We start from the raw sequence: 24,902 nt of genomic DNA, 5'->3' as shown, positions 1-24,902 counted from the left end.
CGCACATGGGGCAGGGACGTCCCACCGCCAGCTGTCTAACGGAGAAGGCCATGACCCGCACTCCCGTGAATGTCACCGTCACCGGCGCCGCCGGCCAGATCGGTTACGCGCTGCTCTTCCGCATCGCGTCCGGCCACCTGCTCGGCGCGGACGTGCCGGTCAACCTGCGCCTCCTCGAGATCCCGCAGGGCCTCAAGGCCGCTGAGGGCACCGCCATGGAGCTCGACGACTGCGCCTTCCCGCTGCTGCGCGGCATCGAGATCACCGACGACGCCAACAAGGCCTTCGACGGTGCGAACGTCGCCCTGCTCGTCGGCGCCCGCCCGCGCACCAAGGGCATGGAGCGCGGTGACCTGCTCGCCGCCAACGGCGGCATCTTCAAGCCGCAGGGTGCTGCGATCAACGCGCACGCCGCGGACGACATCAAGGTCCTGGTCGTCGGCAACCCCGCCAACACCAACGCCCTGATCGCCCAGGCCGCCGCGCCGGACGTCCCGGCGGAGCGCTTCACCGCGATGACCCGCCTGGACCACAACCGCGCGATCTCGCAGCTGGCCGCCAAGACCGGTGTCGCCGTCTCCGACATCAAGCGGCTCACCATCTGGGGCAACCACTCGGCCACCCAGTACCCGGACATCTTCCACGCGGAGATCGCCGGCAAGAACGCCGCCGAGGTCGTGAACGACCAGGCCTGGCTGGCCGAGGACTTCATCCCGACCGTCGCCAAGCGCGGTGCGGCGATCATCGAGGCCCGTGGCGCCTCCTCGGCCGCCTCGGCCGCCAACGCCGCCATCGACCACGTCCACACCTGGGTCAACGGCACCGCCGAGGGCGACTGGACCTCCATGGGCATCCCCTCGGACGGCTCCTACGACGTCCCGGCGGGCCTGATCTCCTCCTTCCCCGTCACCTGCAAGGACGGCAAGTACGAGATCGTCCGGGACCTGGACATCAACGAGTTCTCCCGCGCGCGCATCGACGCGTCCGTGCAGGAGCTCTCCGAGGAGCGCGACGCGGTCCGCGAGCTCGGCCTCATCTGAGCTGGTGAGCCGCTGAGCCGCTGAGCCGCTGAGCTGAGCTGCAGAACCCTTTAAGCGCCCCGGTCAAACATGACCGGGGCGCTTTGGCGTGAAAAAGCCTGTCCGGTGTATGTACCGGATAAATAGGGTCGGGCGGTGACCGAGATCCCCATTCCCTCTCAGCCCGCCGCGGGCGGCTGGGACGATCCGCGCAACGGCCGCCCCCCGGTGCACCCCTCGACCAGCGTGGCCGGACGGCTGCTGTGCGCGGGCACCTACATCGACGGGGGTTACCGCGACCGGGTGATCGACGAGCTGTACGTCCACGAGGAGCGCATCGCCGCCCCCTCGTACGGGTTCGACGCCGCCCGCGTCCTCGCCCACGCCCTGCGCGCCCGCCGCGCCGAACTCGGCTGGGCGGCCGGGGTCCTCGGCGCCTGGTTCGTGGGCGCCCTGCTCACCGGCGGCGCGCTCCTGCTCCTGCTCATCCCCTTCCTGGCGTTCCGCCTGGCCGGCTGGCTGCGCGCGCGGGGATCCGCGCTGCTCCGGTTCCTCGGCCTGGTGGTCCGCGTCTATGCCGCCATCTTCCTGATCCTGGTGGTGCTCGGCCTCCTCGGCACGGGGATCGCCCTGACCGACCTCGTGACCGACGGGCCGGGCGGGGGCCTGCCGTTCGGGGACGACCCGTACGAGAGCTCGTACGGCTCCTACGGCCCCTACGGGTCGTCCGACTCCTCCGCGCTCGCCGTGGGCGCCGGCCTGATCTGGGGGACGGGGGCCGTGTTCGCCGCCCTGGTCACCCTGGTCGCCCTGCAGCGCGGCCATGTCGCGAAGACCATCGCCACCGACCTCTCCCCGGACCGGTACGCCGACCAGGCCGCCGACCCGGCCGAGGCCGCGCCCGGTGCCCGCCTGACCCGGATCCTGCGGCGCATCCGCCGCGAACAGTGGTCGCCGCTGGTCGTGTACGACATCAACGACCCGCTGTGCGGGGCGGGCGACCCCTTCCGGCCCTGGCACCTCTCGGTCGAGCTGCGTCCGCGCGACGACCTCGGCCTCGACCGGAAGCCGACCCCGCTGGACAACACGCACATCCTGGGGAAGGTGGTCCCCCGGCTGCAGGGGCTGCGCGTCCCGTCCCGGCACGGCTCTGCCCAGGCCGAGGCCGCCGTCATGGACCGGCTGCGCGAACTGGTCATCGAGGAGTGCGTGTTCGTACCCGCCACCGGGCTGCCGCACCGCGATGCCGCGCCGGTCACGGCCGAGGCCTTCGCCGAGCACCGCGCCGCCTCCGTCGAGGAGGGCGGCGAGCAGCGCCGCCACTTCCTGCGGGTCCGGGTCGGCGGCTGGGACGAGAACCTTGTCGTCACCGTCTTCGTCCGGGTCCACACGCAGGGCGGGATGCTGATGCTGGAGGTCGCACCGCATGTGCTGCTGCCGCTGCCGGTGCACTTCCTGAACGCCGACGCCGACGCCCAGCGGTACTTGAACAACCACTGGTTCGGCAAGGCGGTGTGGGCACTGGTGAACACCCCCCGCTCGTTCACGGCGGCCGTCCTCACCCTGTGCCGCGGCCTGGCGAGCTGGTGGCGGATCGTCACCGGCGGCCATGGCGGCGCCCGGCCGGAGGGGGCGTGGGCGTCGGTGCGCCAGATCGCCTCGCAGGACAACGGCACGATCTTCCACCTGATGGACTTCGACCGGTACCTGAAGACCATTCAGGACCGGGTGGTGGCCGGGGTGACCGAGGCCCTGCACGAGGCCGGCTGGCACACCGAGGAGTTCGCGCAGCGCGCGATCAACGTCGCCGAGGGCGGGGTGTTCATCCAGTCCGTGAACCAGAGCGCGTTCACCGTGGGCGGTTCGGGACACACCAACAACGTCAACCAGGCGGTCAAGGGGAGCAGCGGTGGCAAGTAACGGAACCGGCGGAACCGGTGGGACCGGCGGGACGGAGCAGCCCGCGGTGCGGCTCGGCGATGTCAGCGGCAGCGCCTTCAGTATCGGCGGCAGCAACCACACCAACAGCGTGACCCACCACCACGGGGGCGGCGGCCCGGCGGCCGGGCCCGGGGCGGAGGAGCTGCTGGAGGCCGTACGCGACCTCCGGGCCGCGCTGGTCCGGCTGCCGCGCGGCGCCGACCGGTCCGCCCTGGACGGCGAACTGGACGAGGTGGCGGGCGAGCTGGAGGACGAGGGCGCGATCCGCCCGGCCATGCTGACCCGGCTGCGGGGCGCGCTGGAGCGCTGGGCGCCGCTGGTCGACTCGGTGGGTGCGGCGGCCTCGCTGGGCGGCCTGCTGACGGCGCTGGGCGGCTGAGATGTCCCCTTCCACCCCCCGCTGGGACCCCCGCACCCAACGCTGGGTCCAAGACGCCCCCCCAACCCCACCAAAGCCCTCCCAGGCCCCGCCCCAGGTCCCTGCCCAGGCGCCTGCTCAGCCGCCTGCCCCGGCCGCGGGCCCTGCCCAGGCACCTGCCTCGGCCCCGGCGGCTCAAGCCCCGGCCCAGGCCCAGACTCAGGACCAGGCTCCGGCCCAGGCCGCGGGCCCTGCCCAGGTTCCTGCCCCGCCCCAGGCCCCGGCCCCGCCCCACCTGCCGCCGCAGCTGCCTCCGGTCGCCCCGGCGGAGCCGGTGGTGCCGGTGGGCAGCCCCGGTCCGCCGCGCGACCCCCGTGCGCGCAGCCCCTGGCTGACCCCGGCGACCGCGGGGATCGCGGTGGCGGCCGTTGCGCTGGGTGCCGCCGCCGTGTGGTTCGTACAGCGGGACGAGGGGCCGGAGGCCGGGGCGCAGGCCCCGGTCGTCACCCTCACGGACGCTCCGAGCGGGTCCCCGTCCCGGGAGGAGCCGGCTCCGGGCCCGGAGGAGTCCGAGTCGCCCTCGGTCTCGGCCTCACCGTCACCCTCGCCGTCCAGCTCGGCTTCCGGCGGGGCCGGTGGCCACCGGGTGGTCACCGACGCCGAGGGCTTCACCGCGGCGGTCCCCGCCGACTGGAACCGCGAGGAGACCCCCAACGGAGTGTTCTACCGTTCACCGGACCGGACCGCCCTGCTCCAGTTCTTCCCGGTCACCGAGCCCGAACTGAGCCCGCTCGACGCGGTCAAGGGAGCCTCGGCGGGTCTCCGGAGCGGTACCTCCGGCTACACCGAGATCCGGGTCGGGACGGTCCCGGACGGCTCCGGAGCCGCCGAACTCGTCTACGAGTACGACAGTGCCGAGTCCAAGGGCCGGCGGCGCGGCGTGGAACGCGTCCTCCTCCTGCCGGGCGGCGCCAAATGGGCGGTGCTGGCCGCCGGCCCGGCCGGAGAGTGGCCGCGTACCCAGGAGAATCTGAAGGCGGCGCTGGAGGCCTTCCGGGTCAGTGCTTGAACATGCCCGGGGTGTAGTGCCCCGGCACCGAGCGGGTGGTCACGGCGAACCGGTTCCACGAGTTGATCGTCACGATCACCGCGGTCAGCTGGGCCAGTTCCGCCTCCTCGAAGTGCTTGGCGGCGCGCGCGTACACCTCGTCCGGGACGAAGCCCTCCGTCAGGAGGGTGACGGCCTCGGTGAACTCGATCGCCGCCAGCTCCTTCTCGGTGTAGAAGTGCCGTGACTCGGCCCAGGCGCCGAGCTGGACGATCCGTTCGACGGTCTCGCCCGCGGCGATCGCGTCCTTGGTGTGCATGTCGATGCAGAAGGCGCAGTGGTTGAGCTGCGAGGCGCGGATCTTGACGAGTTCGACGAGGACCGGGTCCAGGCCCTTCCGGGCGGCGATCTCCAGGGCGACCATCGCCTTGTAGACCTCGGGGGCGAGCTGGTGCCATTGCATGCGGGCGGGCTCTTCGGCGGCGTAGGTCCTGTTCGTGGTGGTATCTGCGTTGTTCGTCATGTATCCACCGTAGGCCGTGGAGCGTCCGCCGATATGGTCCATATCCATGACGGATTCCTGGGCCAATTCGATCGGCTTCGACGGCGCCGATCTGCATCTGGAGCCGGCCGCCGGCCGCGGGCTGAAGGCCGGTCTCGCCGAGGCGCTGCGGGAGGCCGTGCGCGGGGGCCGGCTGGCGCCCGGCGTCCGGCTGCCGTCCTCCCGCAGCCTCGCCGCCGACCTGGGCATCGCCCGCAACACGGTCGCCGAGGCGTACGCCGAGCTGGTCGCCGAGGGCTGGCTCACGGCCCGGCAGGGCTCCGGCACCCGGGTCGCGCCGCGGGCCCGGCCCCGCAAGGGCGCCGCGGCGCCGCTGGTACGCCTTCCCACCCGGCAGGGCCGGGCAACGTACAGCCTGCTGCCCGGCTCCCCGGACCTCGGCGGCTTTCCGCGCGCGGCCTGGCTGACGGCGGCCCGCCGAGCCCTGACGGACGCCCCGAACGAGGCCTTCGGGTACGGGGACCCGCGCGGCCGGGTGGAGCTGCGGGAGGCCCTCGCCGGATACCTGGCGCGGGCCCGCGGGGTGTACGCGGACCCGGAGCGGATCGTGCTGTGCGCGGGCTTCGTGCACGGGCTGATGCTGATGGCCCGGGTGCTGCGGGCCCGGCGGGTGCGGGAGGTGGCGGTCGAGTCGTACGGCCTGGGCGTGCACCGGGGCCTGCTGGCGGCGGAGGGGCTGCGGACCCGTCCGCTGCCGCTGGACGCGGCGGGCGCGTGCACCCCGGACCTGTCCGGCATGGCCGCGGGGGCGGTCCTGCTCACCCCGGCGCACCAGTTCCCGACCGGGGCCGCGCTGACCCCGGAGCGGCGGGCGGCTGCGGTGGACTGGGCGCGGGCCGCCGGCGGGGTGATCCTGGAGGACGACTACGACGGGGAGTTCCGCTACGACCGCCAGCCGGTCGGGGCGCTGCAGAGCCTGGACCCCGACCGGGTGGTGTACCTGGGAACGGCCAGCAAGTCCCTGGCGCCGGGGCTGCGGATCGGCTGGATGGTGGTCCCGCCGGGCCTGCTGGACGAGGTGCTGGCGGCCCGCGGCCCGGTCGACTGGACCTGCAGCGCGCTGGAGCAGCTGACCCTGGCGCAGTTCATCACCTCGGGGGCGTACGACCGGCACGTACGCGGCATGCGGCTGCGGTACCGGCGCCGGCGGGACCAGTTGGTCGCGGCGCTGGGCGGGCGGGTCGCGGTCTCCGGGATCGCGGCGGGGCTGCACGCGGTCCTGGACCTGCCGCCGGGCACCGAGCGGGCCGTCCTCCAGGCCGCCGCCTGGCACAGCCTGGCCCTGGACGGCCTGTCGGGCTTCCGGCACCCGGAGGCGGACCTGCCGCCCCGCGACGCACTGGTGGTCGGCTACGGCACCCCGACGGACAGCGCCTGGGCCCCCACCCTGGCCGCCCTCTCCGCCGCCCTTCCCTAGGCGGCGTCCGGCCCCGGCCCGGGCCCCTCGCCCGGGTCGCCGAAGCGGGCCAGGGCCAGGGCGCCCGCCACTGCCACCACGAAGCCGAGGATCGCCAGCCAGGACAGGCCCGGGCGGGTGGTGTCGCCCAGCCAGACCACGCCGATCAGGGCCGGCCCGATCGTCTCGCCGAGGACCATGCCGGCCGTTGCGGCCGTCACCGAACCGCGTGCCAGCGCCGAGGTCAGCAGCAGGAAGCCGGCGGCGCCGCCCAGCAGCAGGGCGTACAGCGCCGGATTGGTCAGGACGGCCGGGGAGATCTCGTCGATCAGGCGGACCGCGACCTCCACCACCCCGAAGCCGGCGCCGGCCCCCAGCCCCAGCACCAGGGCCCGCGGCCCGTCCGGCAGCCGGCCCGCCGCCGCGCCCGCCAGCAGGATCAGCACCGCCGTCAGGAGCAGGCCCAGCCGCAGGGCGGTCGAGCCGGGCCGGGTGCCCTCCGGGCCCGCGGCGAGGCCGAGCATGAAGAGGCCGGCGCAGACCACGCCGACCGCCGTCCATTCCGTCCGGCTCAGCCGCACCCGCATCAGCCGGGAGGCCACCACCGCCGTCACGGCGAGACTGGCCGCCAGCGCAGCGCTCACCGCGTAGATCGGGAGGTGGCGCAGCGCGATGATCTGGAGGACGAACCCGGCCCCGTCGAGCGCCAGACCGAGCAGATACCGCCACTGCCGGAGCGCCCGCAGCAGCAGGGCCGCATCCACCCCCGAGCCGCCGGACGGACCGGCCGCGGCCCGGGCCGCGACCGCCTGGAGCACCGAGGCCGTACCGAAACAGACGGCCGCGCCCAGCGCAGAAAGCATCCCAATCAGCACAAACAGACTGTAGTGGAGGGGTGATCAGACGGCCGGATTCCGTCCCCTCCACCCCCGGCTCTAGTCTGTCCGCTGTACGCCACCGTCAGGGGGAGCATCGGACATGGACAGCAGCACCAGTACTCGGCGACGCATGCGTTCCGGCGGGGTCGCCCTCGGCGGCATGGGTCTGCTCGCGGCGGCCCTGGTCGCCTGCGGCAGCAGCAAGGAGCCGGACCGGCGCTGCGCCGACCGCCTCACGCTCGACCAGTACTCCATGGAGGAGTGCAAGAAGGGCGGCCGGGGCTCGTACTACTACGGCGGCCACGTCCCCACCGGCAACAAGGTGTCCGGCGGCAGCTTCGACAAGAAGGCCGTCGAGCGGGGCGGCATCGGCGGCGGCTCCTCCTCCAGCGGCGGCTGAGCACCGGCATGCAGCGGCACACCATCGAGCCCCGCCCCGGCTGGCAGCAGACCGTCGAGGAGCAGGGGCTGATCTACCCGCTCACCCGCTACCCGGACGACTCCCTGCGCCCCTACTGGGACGAGAGCGCCTACTACGCCTTCAGCCTCCCCGAGGTGGAGGCGCTGGAGGACGTGGTCGAGGACCTGCACGCCATGTGCCTGGCCGCCGCCGCGCACATCGTGGAGCAGGACCGTTTCGCCGACCTCGGGATCACCGACCCCCGGCTGCGCGAGCGGATCGTGGAGTCCTGGGGCCGCCGCACCGAACAGCCCTCCCTCTACGGCCGCTTCGACCTGCGCTACGACGGCACCGGCCCGGCCAAGATGCTGGAGTACAACGCGGACACCCCCACCTCCCTGGTGGAGGCGGCCAGCCCGCAGTGGTTCTGGATGGAGGAGCGTTTCCCCGGCGCCGACCAGTGGAACTCCCTCCACGAGCGCCTCGTGGACGCCTGGCGCCGCCAGGCCGAGCTGCTGCCGCCCGGCCCGCTGCACTTCGCGCACTCCGAGGCCGACGAGCTCGGCGAGGACCTGATGACGGTCGCCTACCTCCAGGAGACCGCCGAGCAGGCCGGCATCGAAACGCACGCCCTGGCCGTGGAGAAGATCGGCTGGGACCGGCTGTCCGGCCGGTTCGTGGACGAGAAGCTCCGCTTCATCCGCAGCTGCTTCAAGCTCTACCCGTGGGAGTGGCTGGCCACCGACCCGTTCGCCCCGCAGGTCCTGGACACGATGGACAACGGCGGCGGTTCCGGCACCACCTGCTGGATCGAGCCCGTCTGGAAGATGCTGCTCTCCAACAAGGCGCTGCTGGCGGTCCTGTGGGAGCTCTTCCCCGAGCACCCGAACCTGCTGCCCGCCTACCTCGACGGCCCGCGCGAACTCGCCGAGGACGGCGGGTACGTGGCCAAGCCGCTGCTCGGCCGCGAGGGTGCCGGGGTCACGGTCCACGAACCGGGTCCGGACGGGGTGCCGTTCACCCCGCAGGACGGGGAGACGTACTGCTTCCAGGCCCTTGCCCCGCTGCCCGAGTTCGACGGCAACCGCGTGGTGCTCGGTGCGTGGGTCGTCGAGGACGAGGCGGCGGGGCTCGGCATCCGGGAGTCCGCGGGGCTGATCACGGACGAGTACGCCCGCTTCCTGCCCCACGTGATCCTCTAAAGGGATAATTCGGCTAGACGGACAGCTCGGCGCGCAGCTGGTCCAGGCCCCAGTCGAGGTCCTCCTTGCTGATCACCAGTGGCGGGGCGATCCGGATGGTGGAGCCGTGGGTGTCCTTCACCAGCACCCCGCGTTCCATCAGCCGTTCGGAGATCTGCCGCCCGGTGCCGTGCGAGGGGTCGATGTCCACCCCGGCCCACAGGCCCCGCCCGCGGACGGCGGTCACCGCGCCCCCGCCGGTCAGCAGGCCCAGCTCCCCGTGCAGGTGGTCGCCCAGCTCGGCGGCCCGCTGCTGGTACTCGCCGGTGCGCAGCATCGCGATGACCTCCAGGGCGACCGCGCAGGCCAGCGGGTTGCCGCCGAAGGTGGAGCCGTGCTCGCCGGGCCGGAACACCCCGAGCACGTCCCGGTCGGCGACCACCGCCGACACCGGCACCACTCCGCCGCCGAGTGCCTTGCCCAGGATGTAGACGTCCGGGACGACCTCCTCGTGCTCACAGGCGAAGGTCTTCCCGGTGCGCCCGAGGCCCGACTGGATCTCGTCCGCCATGAACAGGACGTTCCGCCGCCGGGTCAGTTCCCGTACACCGCGCAGGTAGCCGGCCGGCGGCACCAGCACCCCGGCCTCGCCCTGGATCGGCTCCAGCAGCACCGCCACCGTGTTCTCGGTGACGGCCGCGGACAACGCGGTCAGGTCGCCGTACGGGACGATCTCGAACCCGGGGGTGTAGGGCCCGAAGTGGTCGCGGGCCTCGTGGTCCGTGGAGAAGGACACGATGGTGGTGGTCCGGCCGTGGAAGTTGTCGGCGGCGACCACGATCTTGGCGTGCCCGTCCGGTACGCCCTTGACTTCGTAGCCCCACTTTCTGGCCGTCTTCACCGCCGTCTCGACCGCTTCTGCACCCGTGTTCATGGGAAGCACCATCTCCTTGCCGCACAGCTCGGCGAGCTGCGCGCAGAAGTCGGCGAACCGGACGTGGTGGAAGGCCCGCGAGGTGAGGGTCACCCGCTCCAGCTGAGCCTTGGCGGCATCGATCAGACGGCGGTTGCCGTGGCCGAAGTTGAGAGCCGAGTAACCGGCGAGCATGTCGAGGTACCGCCTGCCCTCGACGTCCGTCATCCAGGCACCTTCGGCTGAGGCGACCACGACGGGAAGCGGGTGATAGGTGTGCGCGGCGTGCGCGTCGGCGGAGCGGATGGCATCAGCAGTTGTCGACACGGGGTCTCCGTTTCGTCCGTCCTGGCCTGTGACGTGGGTGGCGTCACTTTCTATCGTCGCTCCTCGCCGCGGACGGGGAAAGCGTCCGGGTGTCGGGGCCGATAAGGTGTGCGGTACGCACGGCGACTGGCGTACGGAGATCCAACTCCGGGGGAGTCGTGCGCGCACGTCCGCACACAGGGCCGCTCGCCTGGGCCTCGCGGGGTACGAACCACCATCGACCCCGGAGGAGCCCGCCATGACCGCGCGCCATCCCGCCCTGCTGTCCACCGATCCCGAGCTCGCCGCGCTCGTCGCCGCGGAGGAACGGCTCCAGGCCGACACCCTGCGTCTGATCCCCAGTGAGAACTACGTCTCCGCCGCCGTGCTGGAGGCCTCCGGGACGGTGCTGCAGAACAAGTACAGCGAGGGCTACCCCGGCCGCCGGTACTACGAGGGCCAGCAGAACATCGACCGGGTGGAGGCGCTCGCGGTCGAGCGGGCGAAGGGCCTGTTCGGCGTCGACCACGCCAACGTCCAGCCGTACTCGGGCTCCCCGGCGAACCTGGCCGTGTACCTGGCCTTCGCCCGGCCGGGTGACACGGTGATGGGCATGGCGTTGCCGATGGGCGGCCACCTGACACACGGCTGGGGGGTCTCGGCCACCGGTTCGTGGTTCCGGGGCGTGCAGTACGGCGTGCGCGCTGACAGCGGCCTGATCGACTACGACGCGGTGCGCGAGCAGGCCCTCGCCGAGCGCCCGAAGATCATCTTCTGTGGGGGTACGGCGCTGCCGCGCACCATCGACTTCGAGGCCTTCGCGTCGATCGCGAAGGAGGCGGGCTCGGTCCTGGTCGCCGACGTGGCGCACATCGCCGGCCTGATCGCGGGCGGGGCGCACCCCTCGCCGGTGCCGTACGCGGACGTAGTCTCGACGACCACCCACAAGACACTGCGGGGGCCGCGGGGCGCGATGCTGATGTGCCGGGAGGAGCACGCGAAGGCCATCGACAAGGCGGTCTTCCCGGGCCTCCAGGGCGGCCCGCACAACCAGACGACGGCGGGCATCGCGGTGGCCCTGCACGAGGCGGCCCAGCCGTCCTTCGTGTCGTACGCGCACGCGGTGGTGGCCAACGCGAAGGCTCTCGCGGCGGCGCTGCTGGAGCGGGGCTTCGACCTGGTGTCGGGCGGTACCGACAACCACCTGGTGCTGATGGACCTCACGGCGCAGGGGGTGCCGGGGAAGACCGCGGCGAAGGCGCTGGACCGGGCGGGGATCGTGGTCAACTACAACACCGTCCCGTTCGACCCGCGCAAGCCGTTCGACCCGTCCGGGATCCGGATCGGCACCCCGTCGCTGACCTCCCGCGGGCTGGACGCCTCCCACATGCCACAGGTCGCGGACTGGATCGTGCGGTCCGTCGCCGCAGCCGCAGCCGGGGACGAGCCCGCCCTGGCCGCGATCCGCGCCGAGGTCGCCGACCTGATGGCAGCCTTCCCGGCCCCCGGGCTCCCGCTGTCGTAGCCCTGCGGCCCGCCGTCCTGGGGCGCCGCCCCAGACCCCGCGCCTCAAACGCCGGCGGGGCTGGAGTCGGGCTCCGCCCCGGGAAAGCGGTCGCCCGGCCGGGGTGAGATTCGGCCGCCGGCGGGCCCGAGTGACCCCCCACACCTGAGAGAATGGGTGCATGGCTTCTGATCGTCCTCGCGCGCTCTCCGGTATCCAGCCCACCTCCGGTTCGTTCCACCTCGGGAACTACCTCGGAGCCATCCGCCAGTACGTCGCCCTGCAGGAGACGCACGACGCCTTCTACATGGTCGTCGACCTGCACGCGATCACCATGCCGCAGGAGCCCGCGGCCCTCCGGCAGAACACCCGGCTGTCCGCCGCCCAGCTCCTCGCCGCCGGGCTCGACCCCGAGCGCTGCACGCTGTTCGTCCAGAGCCATGTGCCCGAGCACGCGCAGCTCGGCTGGGTCATGAACTGCATCACCGGGTTCGGCGAGGCCAGCCGGATGACCCAGTTCAAGGACAAGTCCGCCAAGGGCGGCGTCAACAACGCGACCGTCGGACTGTTCACCTATCCGATTCTCCAGGTCGCCGACATCCTCCTGTACCAGGCGAACGCCGTGCCGGTCGGTGAGGACCAGCGCCAGCACATCGAGCTGACCCGGGACCTCGCCGAGCGCTTCAACCAGCGCTTCGGCCAGACCTTCACCCTCCCCGCGCCGTACATCGTCAAGGAGGTCGCGAAGATCTACGACCTCCAGGACCCGGCGATCAAGATGTCGAAGTCGGCGTCCTCGCCCAAGGGCCTGGTCAACCTCCTCGACGAGCCCAAGGTCACCGAGAAGAAGATCAAGAGCGCGGTCACCGACACCGACACCGTGATCCGCTTCGACACGGAGAACAAGCCCGGCGTCAGCAACCTGCTCACCATCTACTCCACCCTCACCGGCACCGCCATCCCGGTCCTGGAGGAGAAGTACGAGGGCAAGGGCTACGGCGCGCTGAAGACCGACCTCGCCGCCGTGATGGTCGATTTCGTCACACCCTTCAAGCAGCGCACCCAGGAGTACCTGGACGACCCGGCGGAGCTGGACGCCGTGCTGGCCAGGGGCGCGGAGAAGGCGCGGGCGGTCGCCGCCGAGACCCTCGCCCAGGCCTACGACCACCTGGGCTTCCTCCCCGCCAAGCACTGACGATCCGAGGACCCTGGCAGGAACGGGGGTGCTGCCCCCACACTGGAGGGCGGCACACTCGGCACACTCGGGCCACAGCCGACACACAGACACGAGGAGACATACGTGGGGACCGTAACGCTCGGCGTTTCGATCGCGGTCCCGGAGCCGTACGGCAGCCAGCTCCAGCAGCGGCGGGCCGGCTTCGGGGACGCCGCCGCGTACGGCATCCCCACGCATGTCACCCTGCTGCCGCCCACCGAGGTGGAGGCGGACCGGCTCCCGGAGATCCGGGCCCACCTCACCGAGGTCGCCGCGGCCTTCCGGGCCTTCCCGATGCGGCTGGCCGGCACCGGCAGCTTCCGCCCGCTCTCCCCGGTGGTCTTCGTCCAGGTGGTCGAGGGCGGCGCGGGCTGCACCCGGCTCCAGGGCCAGGTCCGCGACCCCGAGGGGCCGCTCCGCCGCGAGCTGGCGTTCCCGTACCACCCGCACGTCACCGTCGCCCACGGGATCTCCGAGGAAGCGATGGACCTGGCCTTCGCCGAGCTGGCCGACTATGCGGCCGACTGGGTCTGCGAGGGCTTCGCGCTCTACGAGCAGGGCTCCGACGGGGTCTGGCGCAAGCTGCGCGAGTACCCGTTCGGGCGCGGCCCGGCCGGCGTCCCGGCGCAGCTCGGCTCCCCGGTCGACGAGCCGACCATACGACGCTCCTGAGGGAGCACACGCAGGGTCAGGAAGCGGAGTCGGCGCAGCACGAGCACGTGCATCGGGCGAAAAGTCACAGTGGACGACCGTAGCGCCCAAAAGCGGCAATCCCGGCTATTTCCGGCGTCTCACATTACGGTGCCCGCATGGACTGGCTGAAGAAGCTCCCCGTGATCGGCCCACTGGTGACCCGTGTGATGCGGTCCCGCCCGTGGCACGCGTACGAGCGTCTCGAACGGACGCACTGGAACCGGCTCGCCGCCGCCATCACCTTCATCAGCTTCCTCGCGCTCTTCCCGCTGATCGCCGTGGCCGCGGCGGTCGGCGCGGCGCTGCTCACCCCGGGCCAGCTGCAGAAGCTGGAGGACAGCCTCGCCGAGCAGGTGCCCGGGATCTCCGAACAGCTCAACCTCTCGGGCCTGGTCGACAACGCGGCCACCATCGGACTGGTGGCCGGCGCCCTCCTCCTCCTCACCGGCATCAGCTGGGTCGGCTCCATGCGGGAATGCCTGCGCGCGGTCTGGGAGAAGGACGACGAGGACGAGGGGAACCCGGTGGTCCGCAAGGGCAAGGACGCCCTGGTGCTGCTCGGCCTCGGTGCCGCCGCCCTGGCCTCCGCGCTCGCCTCGATCCTCGGTTCCACCGCCGTCGGCCGGTTCGGCGACTGGCTGGGCATCCCCGAGCGCGGCACCGGCGGGGTCGTGCTGCGGGCCGGCGCCTTCGGGGTCGGGGTGATCGCCGCCTTCCTGCTCCTGCTGTACCTGCTCACCCTGCTGCCCGGGGTGCACCCGCCGCGCCGCCGGCTGATCGAGGCGGCACTGATCGGCGCGGCGGGCTTTGAACTGCTGAAGCTGCTGCTCAGCGGCTATATGCGGGAGGTCGCGACGAAGAGCATGTACGGCGCCTTCGGCGTGCCCATCGCCCTGCTGCTGTGGATCAACTTCACGGCGAAGCTGCTGCTGTTCTGCGCGGCCTGGACCGCCACCGACGAGGGGCCGGTCGACGGGTCGGACGACGGGTCGGCGGAATTCACTCCTGAGGGCGACGGGTCCCCCGGCCGCGCGGCCAGCGCCGGTTGACCACGAGGACCCCGCCGGCCAGCGCCACCAGCGCGCCGCCGGTCACGGCCAGGGCGATACCGAAACCTCCCGACTCCTTCTCGGCCGCCGCCGGGGTGTTGTCGTGGGACTGGGCGGGCGAGCCGAGCGGGCCGGTGTCCGCGCTCTTCGGCGGCACCAGCTCGCCGACCGGCTTGACCTTGCCGATCGCATCGAAGCCCCAGTTCAGCAGCGCGGCCGTCTCGTGGTAAACGGCATTGCCGCCGCCCGCGCTCGGGTTCATCACGGTGACCAGCAGCTTCCGGTCCCCGCGCTGGGCGATCCCGGTGAAGGTGGACCCGGCCATGGTGGTGGTGCCGTTCTTCACCCCGGCAATGCCCTTGTACGGGGCGAGCCCGACCGCGCCGGTCATCAGCCGGTTGGTGTTCTGGATCTCGAAGGTCTCGCGCGGCTTGCCCGGCACCTGCATGCCGGGGAACTTCGCGCTCGCGGTGCCGGCGTACTCCCGGAAGTCCTTCTTCTGCATGCCCGAGCGGGCGAACAGCGTGAGGTCGTACGCGCTGGACACCTGGCCGGGCGCGTCGTACCCGTCCGGGGTCACCACATGGGTGTCGAGGGCCTGGAGCTCCTCGGCGTGCGCCTGCATGTCCTTGACGGTCTTGTCGATGCCGCCGTTCATCGCGGCCAGGACGTGTACGGCGTCGTTGCCGGAGCGGAGGAACACCCCGAGCCACAGGTCGTGGACGGAGTAGTCGAAGCCCTCCTTGATGCCGACCGTGCTGCTGCCCGCGCCGACCCCTTCGGTGTCCTCGTAGCCGACCTTGCGCACCTTGTCCTTGGGCAGCGTGGGGAGCACCGTGTCCGCGAAGAGCATCTTGAGGGTGGAGGCCGGGGGCAGCCGCCAGTGCGCGTTGTGTGAGGCCAGCACCTCACCCGACTCGGCGTCCGCGATGATCCACGACCGGCCGGTCAGGCTGGTGGGCAGCGCGGGCGCCCCGGGCAGCAGGTTGACCTGCGTACCGGGCTGGCCGAGCCGGGCCCCGCCGAGGGTGGACATCTGGGCCGGCGGCACCGGCCCCTTCTTGGGGTCGTCGGCGTGCGCGGGGGCCGCGAGCACACCGGGGAGCAGCAGCGCGGCGGACATGACCATCACTACGGTCTTTTTGGCAGACACGATGGTGAAATTACCTTCCTTTTGTCGGTCTGCCTTCGCGGTTGGGCCAACAAGCCGCAAGCCCCGTCGGGACAGCCCACCCCGGCGCGTCCGTCCCGGGGACCCGCCGGATACTGGAGGTATGAAACTCGGCCGCGCCGCCTCCTGGTTCCTGCTCGCCTTCGGCGTGTGGAGCTGGTTCATCTGGGTGTCCTTCGTCCGGAACCTCTGGAAGGACGGCAGTGGCCTGGCCTTCGACGACGCGGGTGACCCGACCGCGTATTTCTGGGTCCATCTGATCCTGGCGATCACGTCCTTTCTTCTGGGGACGGCGGTCGGCTGGATCGGGTTGCGCGGGGTGCGGGCGCTGCGTCGAGAATCACGTGACGCCACATGACCGTCCTGATCTTCGCCCTGGTCGCGCTGGCCGTCTTCGCGCTGCTGTTCCTGGTCCACCGCTGGCTGTGGATCCGGCTGGTCCGTGACACCACGACGGCCGGCTCCCGGGCCCGCCGCGTCCTGACCGTGACCGCGTGGGCGCTGCCGCTGCTCGCGGTGGCCGCGCTGGTGTCGGAGCGGGCCGGGGCGCCCTTCTGGTTCCAGCAGGCGGTGGCCTGGCCGGGCTTCCTCTGGCTGGCGGTCCTGCTGTACCTGACGCTGGCGATGCTGGTGGCCGAACCGGTCCGGGCGGTGTGGCTGCGCCGGTCCGGAGTCACGACCGCTCCGGCCAAGACCCCGGCGGAGATCCCTGCGGAGGTTCCGGCGGAGATCCGGGCGGAGGTCCCGGTCGAGGTCCCCGCCCCGGCCGTGGGCGCCGGCCCCGGTGCGGCGGAGCGGTCCGGAGCGGCGGAGGCCGCCGCCCCGGCCGAGGAGCCCGGCGAGGAGCCCGGCGGGCCCGGGGTCAGCCGGCGGGTCTTCGTCGCCCGGAGCATCGCCGCCGCCGCGGTCGTGGCCGCCGGCGGAACCGTCGGCTACGGCACCCACGGTGTCCTCCGCGGCCCCCGGGTCAAGCGCGTCACCGTCCCCCTCGCCAAGCTCCCCCGCGCGGCGCACGGCTTCCGGGTGGCCGTGGTCAGCGACATCCACCTCGGCCCGATCCTCGGCCGCGCCCACACCGAGCGCATCGTCGCGACGATCAACCGCACCCAGCCCGACCTGATCGCCGTCGTCGGCGACCTCGTCGACGGCTCCGTCGAGAACCTCGGGCCGGCCGCCGAGCCGCTGGCCCGCCTCCGGGCCCGGCACGGCGCCTTCTTCGTCACCGGCAACCACGAGTACTTCTCCGGCGCCGAGGAGTGGGTCGACCACGTCCGGGAACTCGGCCTGCACCCCCTGGAGAACGCCCGCCGCGAACTGCCGTACTTCGACCTTGCCGGGGTCAACGACGTCGCCGGCGAGAGCGAGGGCCAGGGGCCGGACTTCGCCCGGGCGCTCGGCGACCGGGACCGCACCCGGACCGCCGTACTCCTCGCCCACCAGCCCGTGGTCATCGACCAGGCCGTCGCCCACGGCGTCGACCTCCAGCTGTCCGGCCACACCCACGGCGGCCAGCTCTGGCCCGGGAACTACCTTGCCGACCTGGCCAATCCCACCCTCGCCGGTCTCGAACGCCACGGGGACACCCAGCTGTACGTGTCCCGTGGCGCGGGTGCCTGGGGACCGCCCGTGAGGGTCGGGGCACCGTCCGACATCACGGTGGTAGAACTCGCCTCATATCAGGCGTGACACCGCCGATTCGGTGGCGAATCGACCTTCCGCCGCGGAATTTTCCGTGATTGGGTGACCGGTATTCGGACAACGGGGGGAGAGTTCAGCGTGGGGTCGGTCGGTAGAAAGGTGATCGCCGGAGGCTTGGTGCTGGCCGCCGCCGGCGTCGCGGGCTGGCAGTTGCTGCCGTCCGACGACGAGAAGAAGGACGCGATCAAGGTCGGCACCACCGATGTCGCCTCCTCGCTGGACCCGGCCGGCGCCTACGACGCCGGCTCGTGGGCGCTGTACAGCAACGTCTACCAGTCGCTGATGACCGTCAAGGCGGGCTCGGAGACCCCGGTTCCGGACGCCGCGAGCTCCTGCGCGTTCATCGGCCAGAAACTCACCACCTACCGGTGCGAGCTGCGCCCCGGCCTGAAATTCGCCGGCGGGCGCGAGATCACCGCCGAGGACGTGAAGTTCTCCTTCGACCGGATCAAGGTGATCAGGTCCGAGCAGGGCCCGGTGTCCCTGCTCAGCACCCTGGAATCGGTCAAGGCCGAGGGCCGGACGGTCACCTTCAACCTGTCCGCCCGGGACGCCACCTTCCCCTTCAAGATCGCGACGGGTGCGGGCTCGATCGTCGACAAGGACAAGTACCCGGCGAACACCCTCCGCAAGGGCAACACGCTCGACGGCTCAGGCCCGTACACCCTGAAGTCGTTCAAGCCCGGCATCAGCGCCGAGCTCACCCCGAATCCCTCGTACACGGGCGAGGCCAAGCCGGCCCATGTCCCGGTCACCGTCCGGTACTACGAGAGTTCCGACGAGCTGAACCGGGCCTGGGAGACCCGCCAAGTCCACGTCGCCCACCGGGATCTGCCCCCAGCCGTGCTGGCCGGCCTCAACCCGAGCCTGAAGGACGTCCGGTACCAGCAGTCCGGCGGCACCGAGACCCGCAACATGGTCTTCAACGTCCGGCCCGGCAAGCCCATGGCCCAGCCGGCCGTCCGCAAGGCGGTGGCCGCCGTGCTGGACCGCGGCAAGCTGGCGAAGGGGACGTACAGCGGCACGGTCGCCCCGCTCTACTCGCTGATCCCGAAGGGCATCAACGGCCACAGCACGCCGTTCTTCGACGCCTACCAGCAGCCGAACGCCGAGGTCGCCCAGCAGATCCTCAAGGACGCCAAGATCACCACCCCGGTCTCCTTCACCCTCGGCTTCAATGTGCGCGGCGCGAACGTCGCCGAGGCGGCCGAGATCAAGAAGCAGCTGGAGGCCACCGGCCTGTTCCGGGTGACGACCGAGGCCGTGAAGGAGTGGCAGGACTTCCAGGCGGGCTATGCGGCCGGCGCCTACGACGCCTACACCATCGGCTGGATCGCCGACTTCCCGGACGCGGACAACTTCACCGCCCCGCTGGTCGGCGCCGGCTCCAGCATGAACAACGGCTTCTCCGACAAGGCCATCGACGAACTCATCACCCGGACCCAGTCGTTCGGCAACCGGGCCGAGGCCGCCGCCGACTTCCGCGAGGTACAGCGCCTGGTCGCGGACCGGGTCCCGATCCTGCCGATCTGGCAGAAGAAGGACTACGTCCTCAGCCGCGACGCCGTCACCGGCGGCCAGCACCTCTCGGACGGCACCGGTGTCTGGCGCCTGTGGGAACTCAACTGGCTCTGACCCGCCCCGGGATCCGGGTCAGGGCTTGCCCTCGTAGTTGGTGAGCACGCAGCCCTCGACCTTGGACCGCTCCAGCCGGTAGCCGCTCGGGGCGCTGAATCCGGGCCGGCATTCCAGCATCAGGAACTGGAGCTGGTAGAGGCCGTAGCGGACGCTCTCGTCGTTGGTCTCCACCGCGATGTTCTCGCCGACGAGCAGCCGGCTGGTGGTGGCCGACCGCCGGCCGTCCTTCAGGTCCTCCTGCTGGGCGGCCTTCGTCTGCCGCTGCAGGGTGGTCATATCGCCGACCACATCGAGCCAGTTCAGGTTGCCGGCGCGCTGCGCCCCGCCGGTGTTGCCGCAGATCGCGCGCTGCGTGATGCCCAGGGTCCGCGGGTCACCGGTCACGGCCGGCCGGTAGTCGATGGATTCGACGGCGACCTCGTCGGACGCCGTGGACATGGTCGTGCAGTCGACGGTGTGCGGATGGACGAGCTTCTTCAGCTCCGCCATCGTGGCCGCGCTGGGCAGGCCCAGGCTGCCGTGTGCCGGCTGGCCGGGCTTCTCCGGTCCGCCGGTGCCGGCCCCCGGGTCCGTCGGGGTTTCGAAGTTCGGGCTGCCCGTGCCGTCATCGGCGTGCACGAAGTCGCTGAGGGTGCAGTGCTCCACCAGGGCCTTCTCCTTCTTGTAGCCCTTGGGCGGGCCGAAGCTGGGATGGCAGGTGAGGATCCTCAGGTCCGAGCGGGAGAGGGCGAGGGCCGTCTTCGGCCCGGTCGGGGTGACGGCGAAGTTCTTGCCGACGAACACCCGGCTGAACAGGCCGTACGTCTCGTCCCCGGCGGCCCTCTTCTCCATGACGCGCTTCTTGTAGCCCGCCTGGAACTCCTTCATGTCCGAGACCATGTAGAAGACGAGCTCGGCGCGCTCGGTGCGGTCGCTGCACACGCCGCGCTCGGTCACGGACCACTTGCCGACCGTCGTCAGATCGGTCGATGGCAGCCGGCGGTCGCGGGGGTCGGTGCTCATGTCCTCGCAGGAGGCGTACTTCTGTACGTACCGCTGCGCCTCGGCCAGGCCGGTCGGTGCCGCCGCGGGTGCACTCGCCGCCGGGGAGGCAGCGGCACCGGCCGGCGCGGGTTTCTTGGTGTCCTCGCACGCGGACAGCGTGGCGAGACAGAGCAGGGAGGCCAGGACGGCGGAGAACCGCTTGATATGCATGTGTCGCTTTCGCCGGGTGACGGAAGTGGGGAGTGACATGCCCATGCTACGGCTGTGATCGTCAGGCCTTGCGGGCGCTTGCCGCCTGGGCCATGCCCGGGAGGAAGTCGGTGAACAGCTCGTGCACCTCGCGGACCAGCGGGCGCAGCACCCGGAAGCGGGCCAGCACGATGCCGCGGGTGGTCAGCTGGGCGCCGCGCTGGGCGAGCCTGCGGGTCTTCTCGCTGTTCTCGGAGCGGTCGAAGACCCAGTACAGGACCAGGCCCATCTGCGAGAGCCACATCAGCTCGGGGAGCAGGTCCGCCAGTTCGGCCGGCACCTTGGTCTTCGCTCCCGCCAGTACTTCCCGGTGCATGTCGATCGCCTGCTTGCGGGCGGGCTCCGACTCGGGGGAGAAGGGGCTGAGCGGGCTCTCCGGGTCCGCCGCGTTCTTGAAGAACTGGGCCGCGAACTCGTGGTAGGGCGCGGCGATGTCCAGCCAGGCGGTCAGGACTCCGGCGAGCCGGGTCTGCAGGTCGGTCTCCTGGTCCAGGATGGGGCGGACGGCTGCCTGGTGGGCCACGCCGATCCGGTCGTAGAAGCCCTGGACCAGGTGTTCCTTGGACTCGAAGTAGTAGTAGGCGTTGCCTACCGAGACCCCGGCCTCCTTGGCGATGGCCCGCATGGTCGTCTTGTCGTAACCGCGCTCCTGGAAGAGCCGGAGCGCGGTTTCGAGGATGAGCGTCCGGGTCTGTTCGCTCTTGGGGGCCTTCTGTTCCGTCACGGTATCCGAGCCTATCCGGGGATCTCGCACTGCTCGTCACAGGCTGCCGATCCGCCGCGGGTGGCCCCGCGCCAGGCGGCGGCGGCCAGCATCGTGGCCCGGGCGAAGGGCCGGCCCGCCGCGGTGGCCAGCCAGTTGGCCTTCGGCCGGTGTTCGGCCAGGGCCCACAGGCAGACGATGAACGCGTCGGTGCCGGTCCAGATCTGCCCGCGGTTGCCGATCACGGTGATCTCGCGGAGGGTCGCCGCATGGTCCAGCCCCGGATACGCCTGCCGGGCCGCGACCGACCCGGCCGGGATCAGCCGGAGCGGGACCAGCCACCGCTGCCCGAGCAGCCAGTGCCGGATGTGCACGCAGAGCGAGCAGTCGGCGTCGTAGAGGACGGTCAGCCGGTGGACGGCTCCCGTTGCCGCGGCCGTTGCCATGGCCATGGCCTAGGCACCGACCGGAGTGGCCCAGCCCTGCGGGGCGACCGGCGGGATCGGCGGGACCGGCGGGGTCTGCATGCGTTCCGCGATGCTCCGGCGGCGGATCTTGTTGAGCACCCAGACGTTGCCGAGGTGCATCACCCCGAGGACCAGCAGGACGACCCCGAGCTTGACCGAGAGCGCCTCGAACAGCGAGCGGGTGTCGGCCACGGCTTCCGCGGCCTTCAGGTAGAGGGCCACGAAGCCCAGGTTGACCAGGTAGAAGCCGACCAGCAGCAGGTGGTTGACGGCGTCCGCGAGCTTCTCGTCCCCCTGCAGGACGCTGGAGATGAAGATCCGCCCGTTGCGGCTCAGGGTCCGTGCCACCCAGACGGTGAGACCGATGCTGACGAGCAGGTAGATGACGTACGCGACCACGGTGAGGTCCATGCCCCCCGCCTCCTTGAACGTGTTCAAACGCTTGGCATGACTGACTGTAGGGCGGTTTTTGAACAAGTTCAAGCTTCTGTTGTCAGGGCCGGCGGAGCCGGTCCAGCAGCTCCTCCCGGACCGGCTCGATCCGCGGGTCCACCCGGTAGAAGTCGTGCCGCTGCAGCGGTACGAAGACCGGCTGGGCCGGAGCCCGGGGGCCGGCCGGAGTCCCCGCCGGAGCCGCCGGATCCACCCCGTCCGGCCACTCCGGCAGGTCCAGCCCGTGCCCGACCGGCCCTGCCAGCACATCCGTGTCCCGCCGTACGTTGGCCCAGCCGGCCAGCCCCTCCGGACCGCCCGCCCCGGCCCCGGCCGCCAGCTCCGCCACCGACTCCTCGGTCAGGTACGCCGGGTAGTGCCGCCGGAAGAAGCTCGTCAGCGGGCAGCCGGTGGTCAGCAGGGCGATCTGCGGCCGGTAGCCGGCCTTCGCCTGCAGCAGCGCCAGCACCGAGATCATCGACCCCATCGAGTGCCCGTGCAGCAGCACCCGCGCCTCCGGCCGCCCCTCCAGCAGCACCCCCAGCCGGTGCGTCAACTCCGGCACCCCGCGCCCGGTCCAGGTCGCGGGGGTGAACGGATGCCCCGACCGCGGCCAGAACGCCCCGAACGCCCACACCATCCCCGGATACCGGCGGGACTCGGCCCGCAGCACGATCGTCCGCGCCGCCAGCAGCACGGCCACGATCAGCGCCACCAGCATGAACGAGCCCAGCGAGGTCAGCAGCCGCAGCCCGTCGGCCATCAGCTCCTGGTACCGCAGCGACAGATAGTCCGGGCTGTCCAAGGCCAGCGACCCGAACACGCAGAGGACGAGCGTGACCAGCACGGCCGCCGCCGCCAGCCCCTGGTCCACATGGGTCAGCAGCTTCGGCGGATCCCCGGCCGCCCCCGCCCGGGCCTGCGCCAGCGCGAGGAGGTGCCGCCGCTCCTCGTACTCCTCCCTCTCCGCGTCCGACCGCGGCCCCGGCCGGCTCGCCCACCACCGCCGGGCCGCGAGCAGCGACATCAGCAGCGCGGTCAGCCCGGCCGCCGAGACGGTGACGATCGGCAGCGCAGCGGCGTTCGCCTGCACCGCGGCCGGCAACTGCACCCGCTGCCGCTCCGGTTCGGCGGTCAGCCAGTCCTGGGTCCACAGCAGGACGGCCGTCGAGCACAGCCAGGCACTGAAGCAGGCCAGCACGCCCATCGCCACCCCGGCCAGCCCGCGCAGCGGCACCCGGTCCGCCGGATTCCCCGGGGTCCACAGGCACAGCACGGCCAGCGCCAGCAGCAGCACCCCCTGCCCGAGGAGCAGCAGCGCGGTCAGCATGCCAATCCCCGGCAGCATGGCCTGGTTGGTCCGCGCCCCGCCCGAGCTGCCGTAGTACGCCGCCGCGCCCACGAGGGCGAGCAGGCAGCAGATACCCACGGCCCGCTCCCCGAGCCGCCCCGGCCACCACCAGGACCCGGCCGAGACCAGCACGGCCCCCGCGCCGATCACCGTGAACAGCAGCCAGGCCGTCCCGTCCCCGGCCCCGCTCTGGTACGCGGGCACGGTCAGCAGCATGGCCAGGGTCAGCACCCCCGCGCACAGGTGCCGGGCCGTCAGCCCCCGGGCCCGCCAGTTGTATTCCCAGAACAGGGGCGTGGCGAGCGGCCGGTCCGCCTTCTCCTCGTGTTTGACGGCCTTCCAGGGATCACCCGTCACCTCGGCCGTGCGCCGCACCGACCGGTACTCCTGCCGTTCGTCCCGGGCGCTGAACGACATCGACCCCAGGCCGATCACCGGAACCAGCGCGGCCAGCAGCATCCCCGTCACGGTGCCGTGCTGCCGGACGAAGTGCACCAGCGGATTGGCCTCCTTGCACACGCCCCCGGCCGACCCGCCCGTCCCGCACTGCCAGACCAGCTGGTCCATCGCCCCCTGCGCGAACGCGGCGACCGCCAGCATCGTCAGCGACAGCCCCAGCATCTGCGCCACCCACCGGTGCAGGGCGCTGGCCTTCCTCCGGTCCAGCCGGAAGGGCTGCATCCAGGCCACCTGATTGACCAGCAGGAAGGGCAGCAGGAACAGCCACAGGGCCCGGGTCGCCCCGCCGATGGTCAGCCGCGCCCAGTCGTAGACCTCCCGTATCACCCCGGGCCCGTGCTCCCGCACTCCGGCCGTCCGGTACACCCCCGCGCGTTCGTCCCCGCTGACCCGCTGGAGGCCGGAGGGTTGTAACGCCTCCTGCCGGTCCACGATCCCCATCCCCGGAACGACCACTTCGACTATGCCCACCCGCTGGTCCATCGGACCAGGCTGACAGCACGGGTCGCGGGCCCGCCATGCGTTATCGCAACTGACTCAGGATCAATTGCGTGGTCTCATTCTGGCGTTCGAGTGCAGGCAGGTGGCCGGCCCAGGAGAGTTCGGTGTACGTGGCCGCCGGCAGCCGTTCGGCCAGGGTGCGGGAGATCTCCCGGAACCCGGGCAGGTCGTGCGCGCCGCCGAACACCGCGGCCGGGACGCGAACGGCGCCCAGGTCGATCTCGGGCTCCGGCAGTTCGAGCTCCCCGTCGGCTTCCGCACCGGCCTCGAAGTTGTGCAGCTGCATGTCCCGGACCAGCGCCCGGGTCGCGTCGTCCGCCTCCGGCCCCAGCCAGGTCCGGGCGTTCAGCTCGGCCGCTCCGCGCAGGTCCCCGGCCTCCAGCAGGGCATCCTCGGCGTCCCCGAACTCCCGCACGTCCGGCGACGGTTCGTACCCCGGGACGGCGGAGCAGAGCAGTACCAGCCGGGTCACCCGGTCGGGGTGGGCCGCGGCGACCCGCAGGGCGACCGCCCCGCCGTACGAGGAGCCGACGAGCGCGGCCCGCTCGATCCCGAGCGTGTCCAACAGGGCGAGTACGTCGCCCCCGTCGCTGTACGGGGCGGTCGCCGCGGGGGAGTTCCCGCAGGTCCGGAAGTCGAGCCGGACCACCCGGTGTCCGGCCTCGGCCAGGGGCGCCCACTGGGCGTCCCACATCCGGCGGTCGCAGACGGAGGAGTGCAGCAGGACCACGGCGGGGCCGTCGGCCGGCCCGTCCACATCATGAGAAACGATCATCCGGCGATGA

The 24,902-nt window shown here is 72.0% G+C and carries 24 protein-coding genes and 1 riboswitch; of the genes, 14 read left to right on the top strand and 10 right to left on the bottom strand.

All coding sequences use genetic code 11. The annotated features are described in order from the left end of the window. Positions 1–50: 50 nt before the first annotated feature. The 4 genes from ABT123_RS15670 (at position 51) to ABT123_RS15655 (ending at position 4,387) form a co-directional block, all read left to right on the top strand. Complete coding sequence (locus tag ABT123_RS15670) at positions 51–1,040, top strand: malate dehydrogenase (protein ID WP_351313740.1); 990 nt, start codon at positions 51–53, stop codon at positions 1,038–1,040. 135 nt (positions 1,041–1,175) lie between these two features. After that, positions 1,176–2,939 carry an AbeC-like domain-containing protein gene (locus ABT123_RS15665; RefSeq protein ID WP_351313737.1) on the top strand — a complete coding sequence of 588 codons (1,764 nt, stop codon included), beginning with the start codon at positions 1,176–1,178 and terminating at the stop codon, positions 2,937–2,939. Beyond that, positions 2,929–3,339 (top strand): hypothetical protein, encoded by a 411-nt coding sequence (locus ABT123_RS15660; protein WP_351313734.1) that lies wholly within the window; start codon positions 2,929–2,931, stop codon positions 3,337–3,339. The genes ABT123_RS15665 and ABT123_RS15660 overlap by 11 nt, the downstream gene beginning before the upstream one ends. 316 nt (positions 3,340–3,655) lie before the next feature. After that, positions 3,656–4,387, top strand: a complete 732-nt coding sequence (locus ABT123_RS15655) for a serine/threonine kinase C-terminal domain-containing protein (protein WP_351313732.1) — start codon at positions 3,656–3,658, stop codon at positions 4,385–4,387. Here the strand turns inward: ABT123_RS15655 and ABT123_RS15650 are convergent. Further along, positions 4,377–4,889, bottom strand: a complete 513-nt coding sequence (locus tag ABT123_RS15650) for a carboxymuconolactone decarboxylase family protein (protein ID WP_351313730.1) — start codon at positions 4,887–4,889, stop codon at positions 4,377–4,379. The two genes, ABT123_RS15655 and ABT123_RS15650, sit on opposite strands and share 11 nt — an antisense overlap. 46 nt (positions 4,890–4,935) lie before the next feature. Between ABT123_RS15650 and pdxR the strand changes: the two genes are divergently transcribed. Continuing rightward, positions 4,936–6,345 (top strand): MocR-like pyridoxine biosynthesis transcription factor PdxR, encoded by a 1,410-nt coding sequence (gene pdxR / locus ABT123_RS15645; protein WP_351313727.1) that lies wholly within the window; start codon positions 4,936–4,938, stop codon positions 6,343–6,345. Here pdxR and ABT123_RS15640 read toward each other — a convergent pair. After that, the gene (locus tag ABT123_RS15640; RefSeq protein WP_351313724.1) at positions 6,342–7,187 is read right to left on the bottom strand and encodes a DMT family transporter; all 846 of its coding nucleotides are present in this window, start codon (positions 7,185–7,187) and stop codon (positions 6,342–6,344) included. The genes pdxR and ABT123_RS15640 overlap by 4 nt on opposite strands. 115 nt (positions 7,188–7,302) lie before the next feature. Between ABT123_RS15640 and ABT123_RS15635 the strand changes: the two genes are divergently transcribed. Together ABT123_RS15635 and ABT123_RS15630 are read left to right on the top strand one after the other, a co-directional pair. Then, on the top strand, positions 7,303–7,602 hold the full coding sequence (locus ABT123_RS15635; protein ID WP_351313722.1) for a hypothetical protein: 300 nt from the start codon (positions 7,303–7,305) through the stop codon (positions 7,600–7,602). Positions 7,603–7,610: 8 nt separating this feature from the next. After that, the gene (locus ABT123_RS15630) at positions 7,611–8,804 is read left to right on the top strand and encodes a glutathionylspermidine synthase family protein (protein ID WP_351313719.1); all 1,194 of its coding nucleotides are present in this window, start codon (positions 7,611–7,613) and stop codon (positions 8,802–8,804) included. Positions 8,805–8,817: 13 nt separating this feature from the next. Here ABT123_RS15630 and rocD read toward each other — a convergent pair whose 3' ends face one another. Beyond that, positions 8,818–10,023, bottom strand: a complete 1,206-nt coding sequence (gene rocD, locus ABT123_RS15625) for an ornithine--oxo-acid transaminase (protein ID WP_351313716.1) — start codon at positions 10,021–10,023, stop codon at positions 8,818–8,820. A gap of 112 nt (positions 10,024–10,135) precedes the next feature. After that, a riboswitch (ZMP/ZTP riboswitch) is annotated at positions 10,136–10,226 on the top strand. Positions 10,227–10,261: 35 nt separating this feature from the next. On the opposite strand from rocD, the gene glyA reads away from it, so the two are divergent. The 4 genes from glyA (at position 10,262) to ABT123_RS15605 (ending at position 14,464) form a co-directional block, all read left to right on the top strand. Then, positions 10,262–11,527 carry a serine hydroxymethyltransferase gene (glyA, locus tag ABT123_RS15620; protein WP_351313713.1) on the top strand — a complete coding sequence of 422 codons (1,266 nt, stop codon included), beginning with the start codon at positions 10,262–10,264 and terminating at the stop codon, positions 11,525–11,527. Positions 11,528–11,687: 160 nt separating this feature from the next. Continuing rightward, positions 11,688–12,701 carry a tryptophan--tRNA ligase gene (trpS, locus tag ABT123_RS15615; RefSeq protein ID WP_351313710.1) on the top strand — a complete coding sequence of 338 codons (1,014 nt, stop codon included), beginning with the start codon at positions 11,688–11,690 and terminating at the stop codon, positions 12,699–12,701. A gap of 105 nt (positions 12,702–12,806) precedes the next feature. After that, the gene (locus ABT123_RS15610; RefSeq protein WP_351313707.1) at positions 12,807–13,394 is read left to right on the top strand and encodes a 2'-5' RNA ligase family protein; all 588 of its coding nucleotides are present in this window, start codon (positions 12,807–12,809) and stop codon (positions 13,392–13,394) included. A 137-nt stretch (positions 13,395–13,531) separates the two neighbouring features. Continuing rightward, entirely contained in the window at positions 13,532–14,464 is a 933-nt protein-coding gene (locus ABT123_RS15605; RefSeq protein WP_351313704.1) for a YihY/virulence factor BrkB family protein, read from the top strand. Here the strand turns inward: ABT123_RS15605 and ABT123_RS15600 are convergent. Further along, entirely contained in the window at positions 14,415–15,617 is a 1,203-nt protein-coding gene (locus tag ABT123_RS15600) for a D-alanyl-D-alanine carboxypeptidase family protein (RefSeq protein ID WP_502970964.1), read from the bottom strand. The genes ABT123_RS15605 and ABT123_RS15600 overlap by 50 nt on opposite strands. A gap of 121 nt (positions 15,618–15,738) precedes the next feature. Between ABT123_RS15600 and ABT123_RS15595 the strand changes: the two genes are divergently transcribed. The 3 genes from ABT123_RS15595 to ABT123_RS15585 all read left to right on the top strand — a co-directional run bounded on the left by ABT123_RS15595 (position 15,739) and on the right by ABT123_RS15585 (position 18,968). Beyond that, a complete protein-coding gene (locus tag ABT123_RS15595; RefSeq protein WP_351313701.1) occupies positions 15,739–15,993 on the top strand; it encodes an SCO4848 family membrane protein in 255 nt (84 codons plus the stop codon). After that, a complete protein-coding gene (locus ABT123_RS15590; protein ID WP_351313698.1) occupies positions 15,990–17,321 on the top strand; it encodes a metallophosphoesterase in 1,332 nt (443 codons plus the stop codon). The genes ABT123_RS15595 and ABT123_RS15590 overlap by 4 nt, the downstream gene beginning before the upstream one ends. Positions 17,322–17,411: 90 nt before the next feature. Continuing rightward, a complete protein-coding gene (locus ABT123_RS15585) occupies positions 17,412–18,968 on the top strand; it encodes an ABC transporter substrate-binding protein (RefSeq protein WP_351313695.1) in 1,557 nt (518 codons plus the stop codon). Between the two features lie 18 nt (positions 18,969–18,986). Here the strand turns inward: ABT123_RS15585 and ABT123_RS15580 are convergent, their stop codons facing one another. The 6 genes from ABT123_RS15580 to ABT123_RS15555 all read right to left on the bottom strand — a co-directional run bounded on the left by ABT123_RS15580 (position 18,987) and on the right by ABT123_RS15555 (position 24,892). Continuing rightward, the gene (locus tag ABT123_RS15580) at positions 18,987–20,165 is read right to left on the bottom strand and encodes a hypothetical protein (protein ID WP_351313692.1); all 1,179 of its coding nucleotides are present in this window, start codon (positions 20,163–20,165) and stop codon (positions 18,987–18,989) included. 61 nt (positions 20,166–20,226) lie between these two features. Continuing rightward, on the bottom strand, positions 20,227–20,928 hold the full coding sequence (locus ABT123_RS15575; RefSeq protein ID WP_351313689.1) for a TetR/AcrR family transcriptional regulator: 702 nt from the start codon (positions 20,926–20,928) through the stop codon (positions 20,227–20,229). 11 nt (positions 20,929–20,939) lie between these two features. Further along, positions 20,940–21,353, bottom strand: a complete 414-nt coding sequence (locus ABT123_RS15570; RefSeq protein WP_351313920.1) for a thiol-disulfide oxidoreductase DCC family protein — start codon at positions 21,351–21,353, stop codon at positions 20,940–20,942. 9 nt (positions 21,354–21,362) lie between these two features. Continuing rightward, positions 21,363–21,785: a hypothetical protein gene (locus tag ABT123_RS15565; protein WP_351313686.1), complete on the bottom strand. Its 423-nt coding sequence runs from the start codon at positions 21,783–21,785 to the stop codon at positions 21,363–21,365. Positions 21,786–21,867: 82 nt separating this feature from the next. Continuing rightward, entirely contained in the window at positions 21,868–24,099 is a 2,232-nt protein-coding gene (locus ABT123_RS15560) for a hypothetical protein (protein ID WP_351313683.1), read from the bottom strand. A 40-nt stretch (positions 24,100–24,139) separates the two neighbouring features. Beyond that, positions 24,140–24,892 carry an alpha/beta fold hydrolase gene (locus ABT123_RS15555; protein WP_351313680.1) on the bottom strand — a complete coding sequence of 251 codons (753 nt, stop codon included), beginning with the start codon at positions 24,890–24,892 and terminating at the stop codon, positions 24,140–24,142. Positions 24,893–24,902: the final 10 nt, after the last annotated feature.

Origin of the sequence: Streptomyces sp. NPDC002054 (genome assembly GCF_040296685.1) — a bacterium.
In the GTDB taxonomy this organism is placed as follows: Bacteria; Actinomycetota; Actinomycetes; order Streptomycetales; family Streptomycetaceae; genus Streptomyces.
Note: the sequence above shows the minus strand (reverse complement) of the source record. Positions and strands in the feature narration are given on the sequence as shown.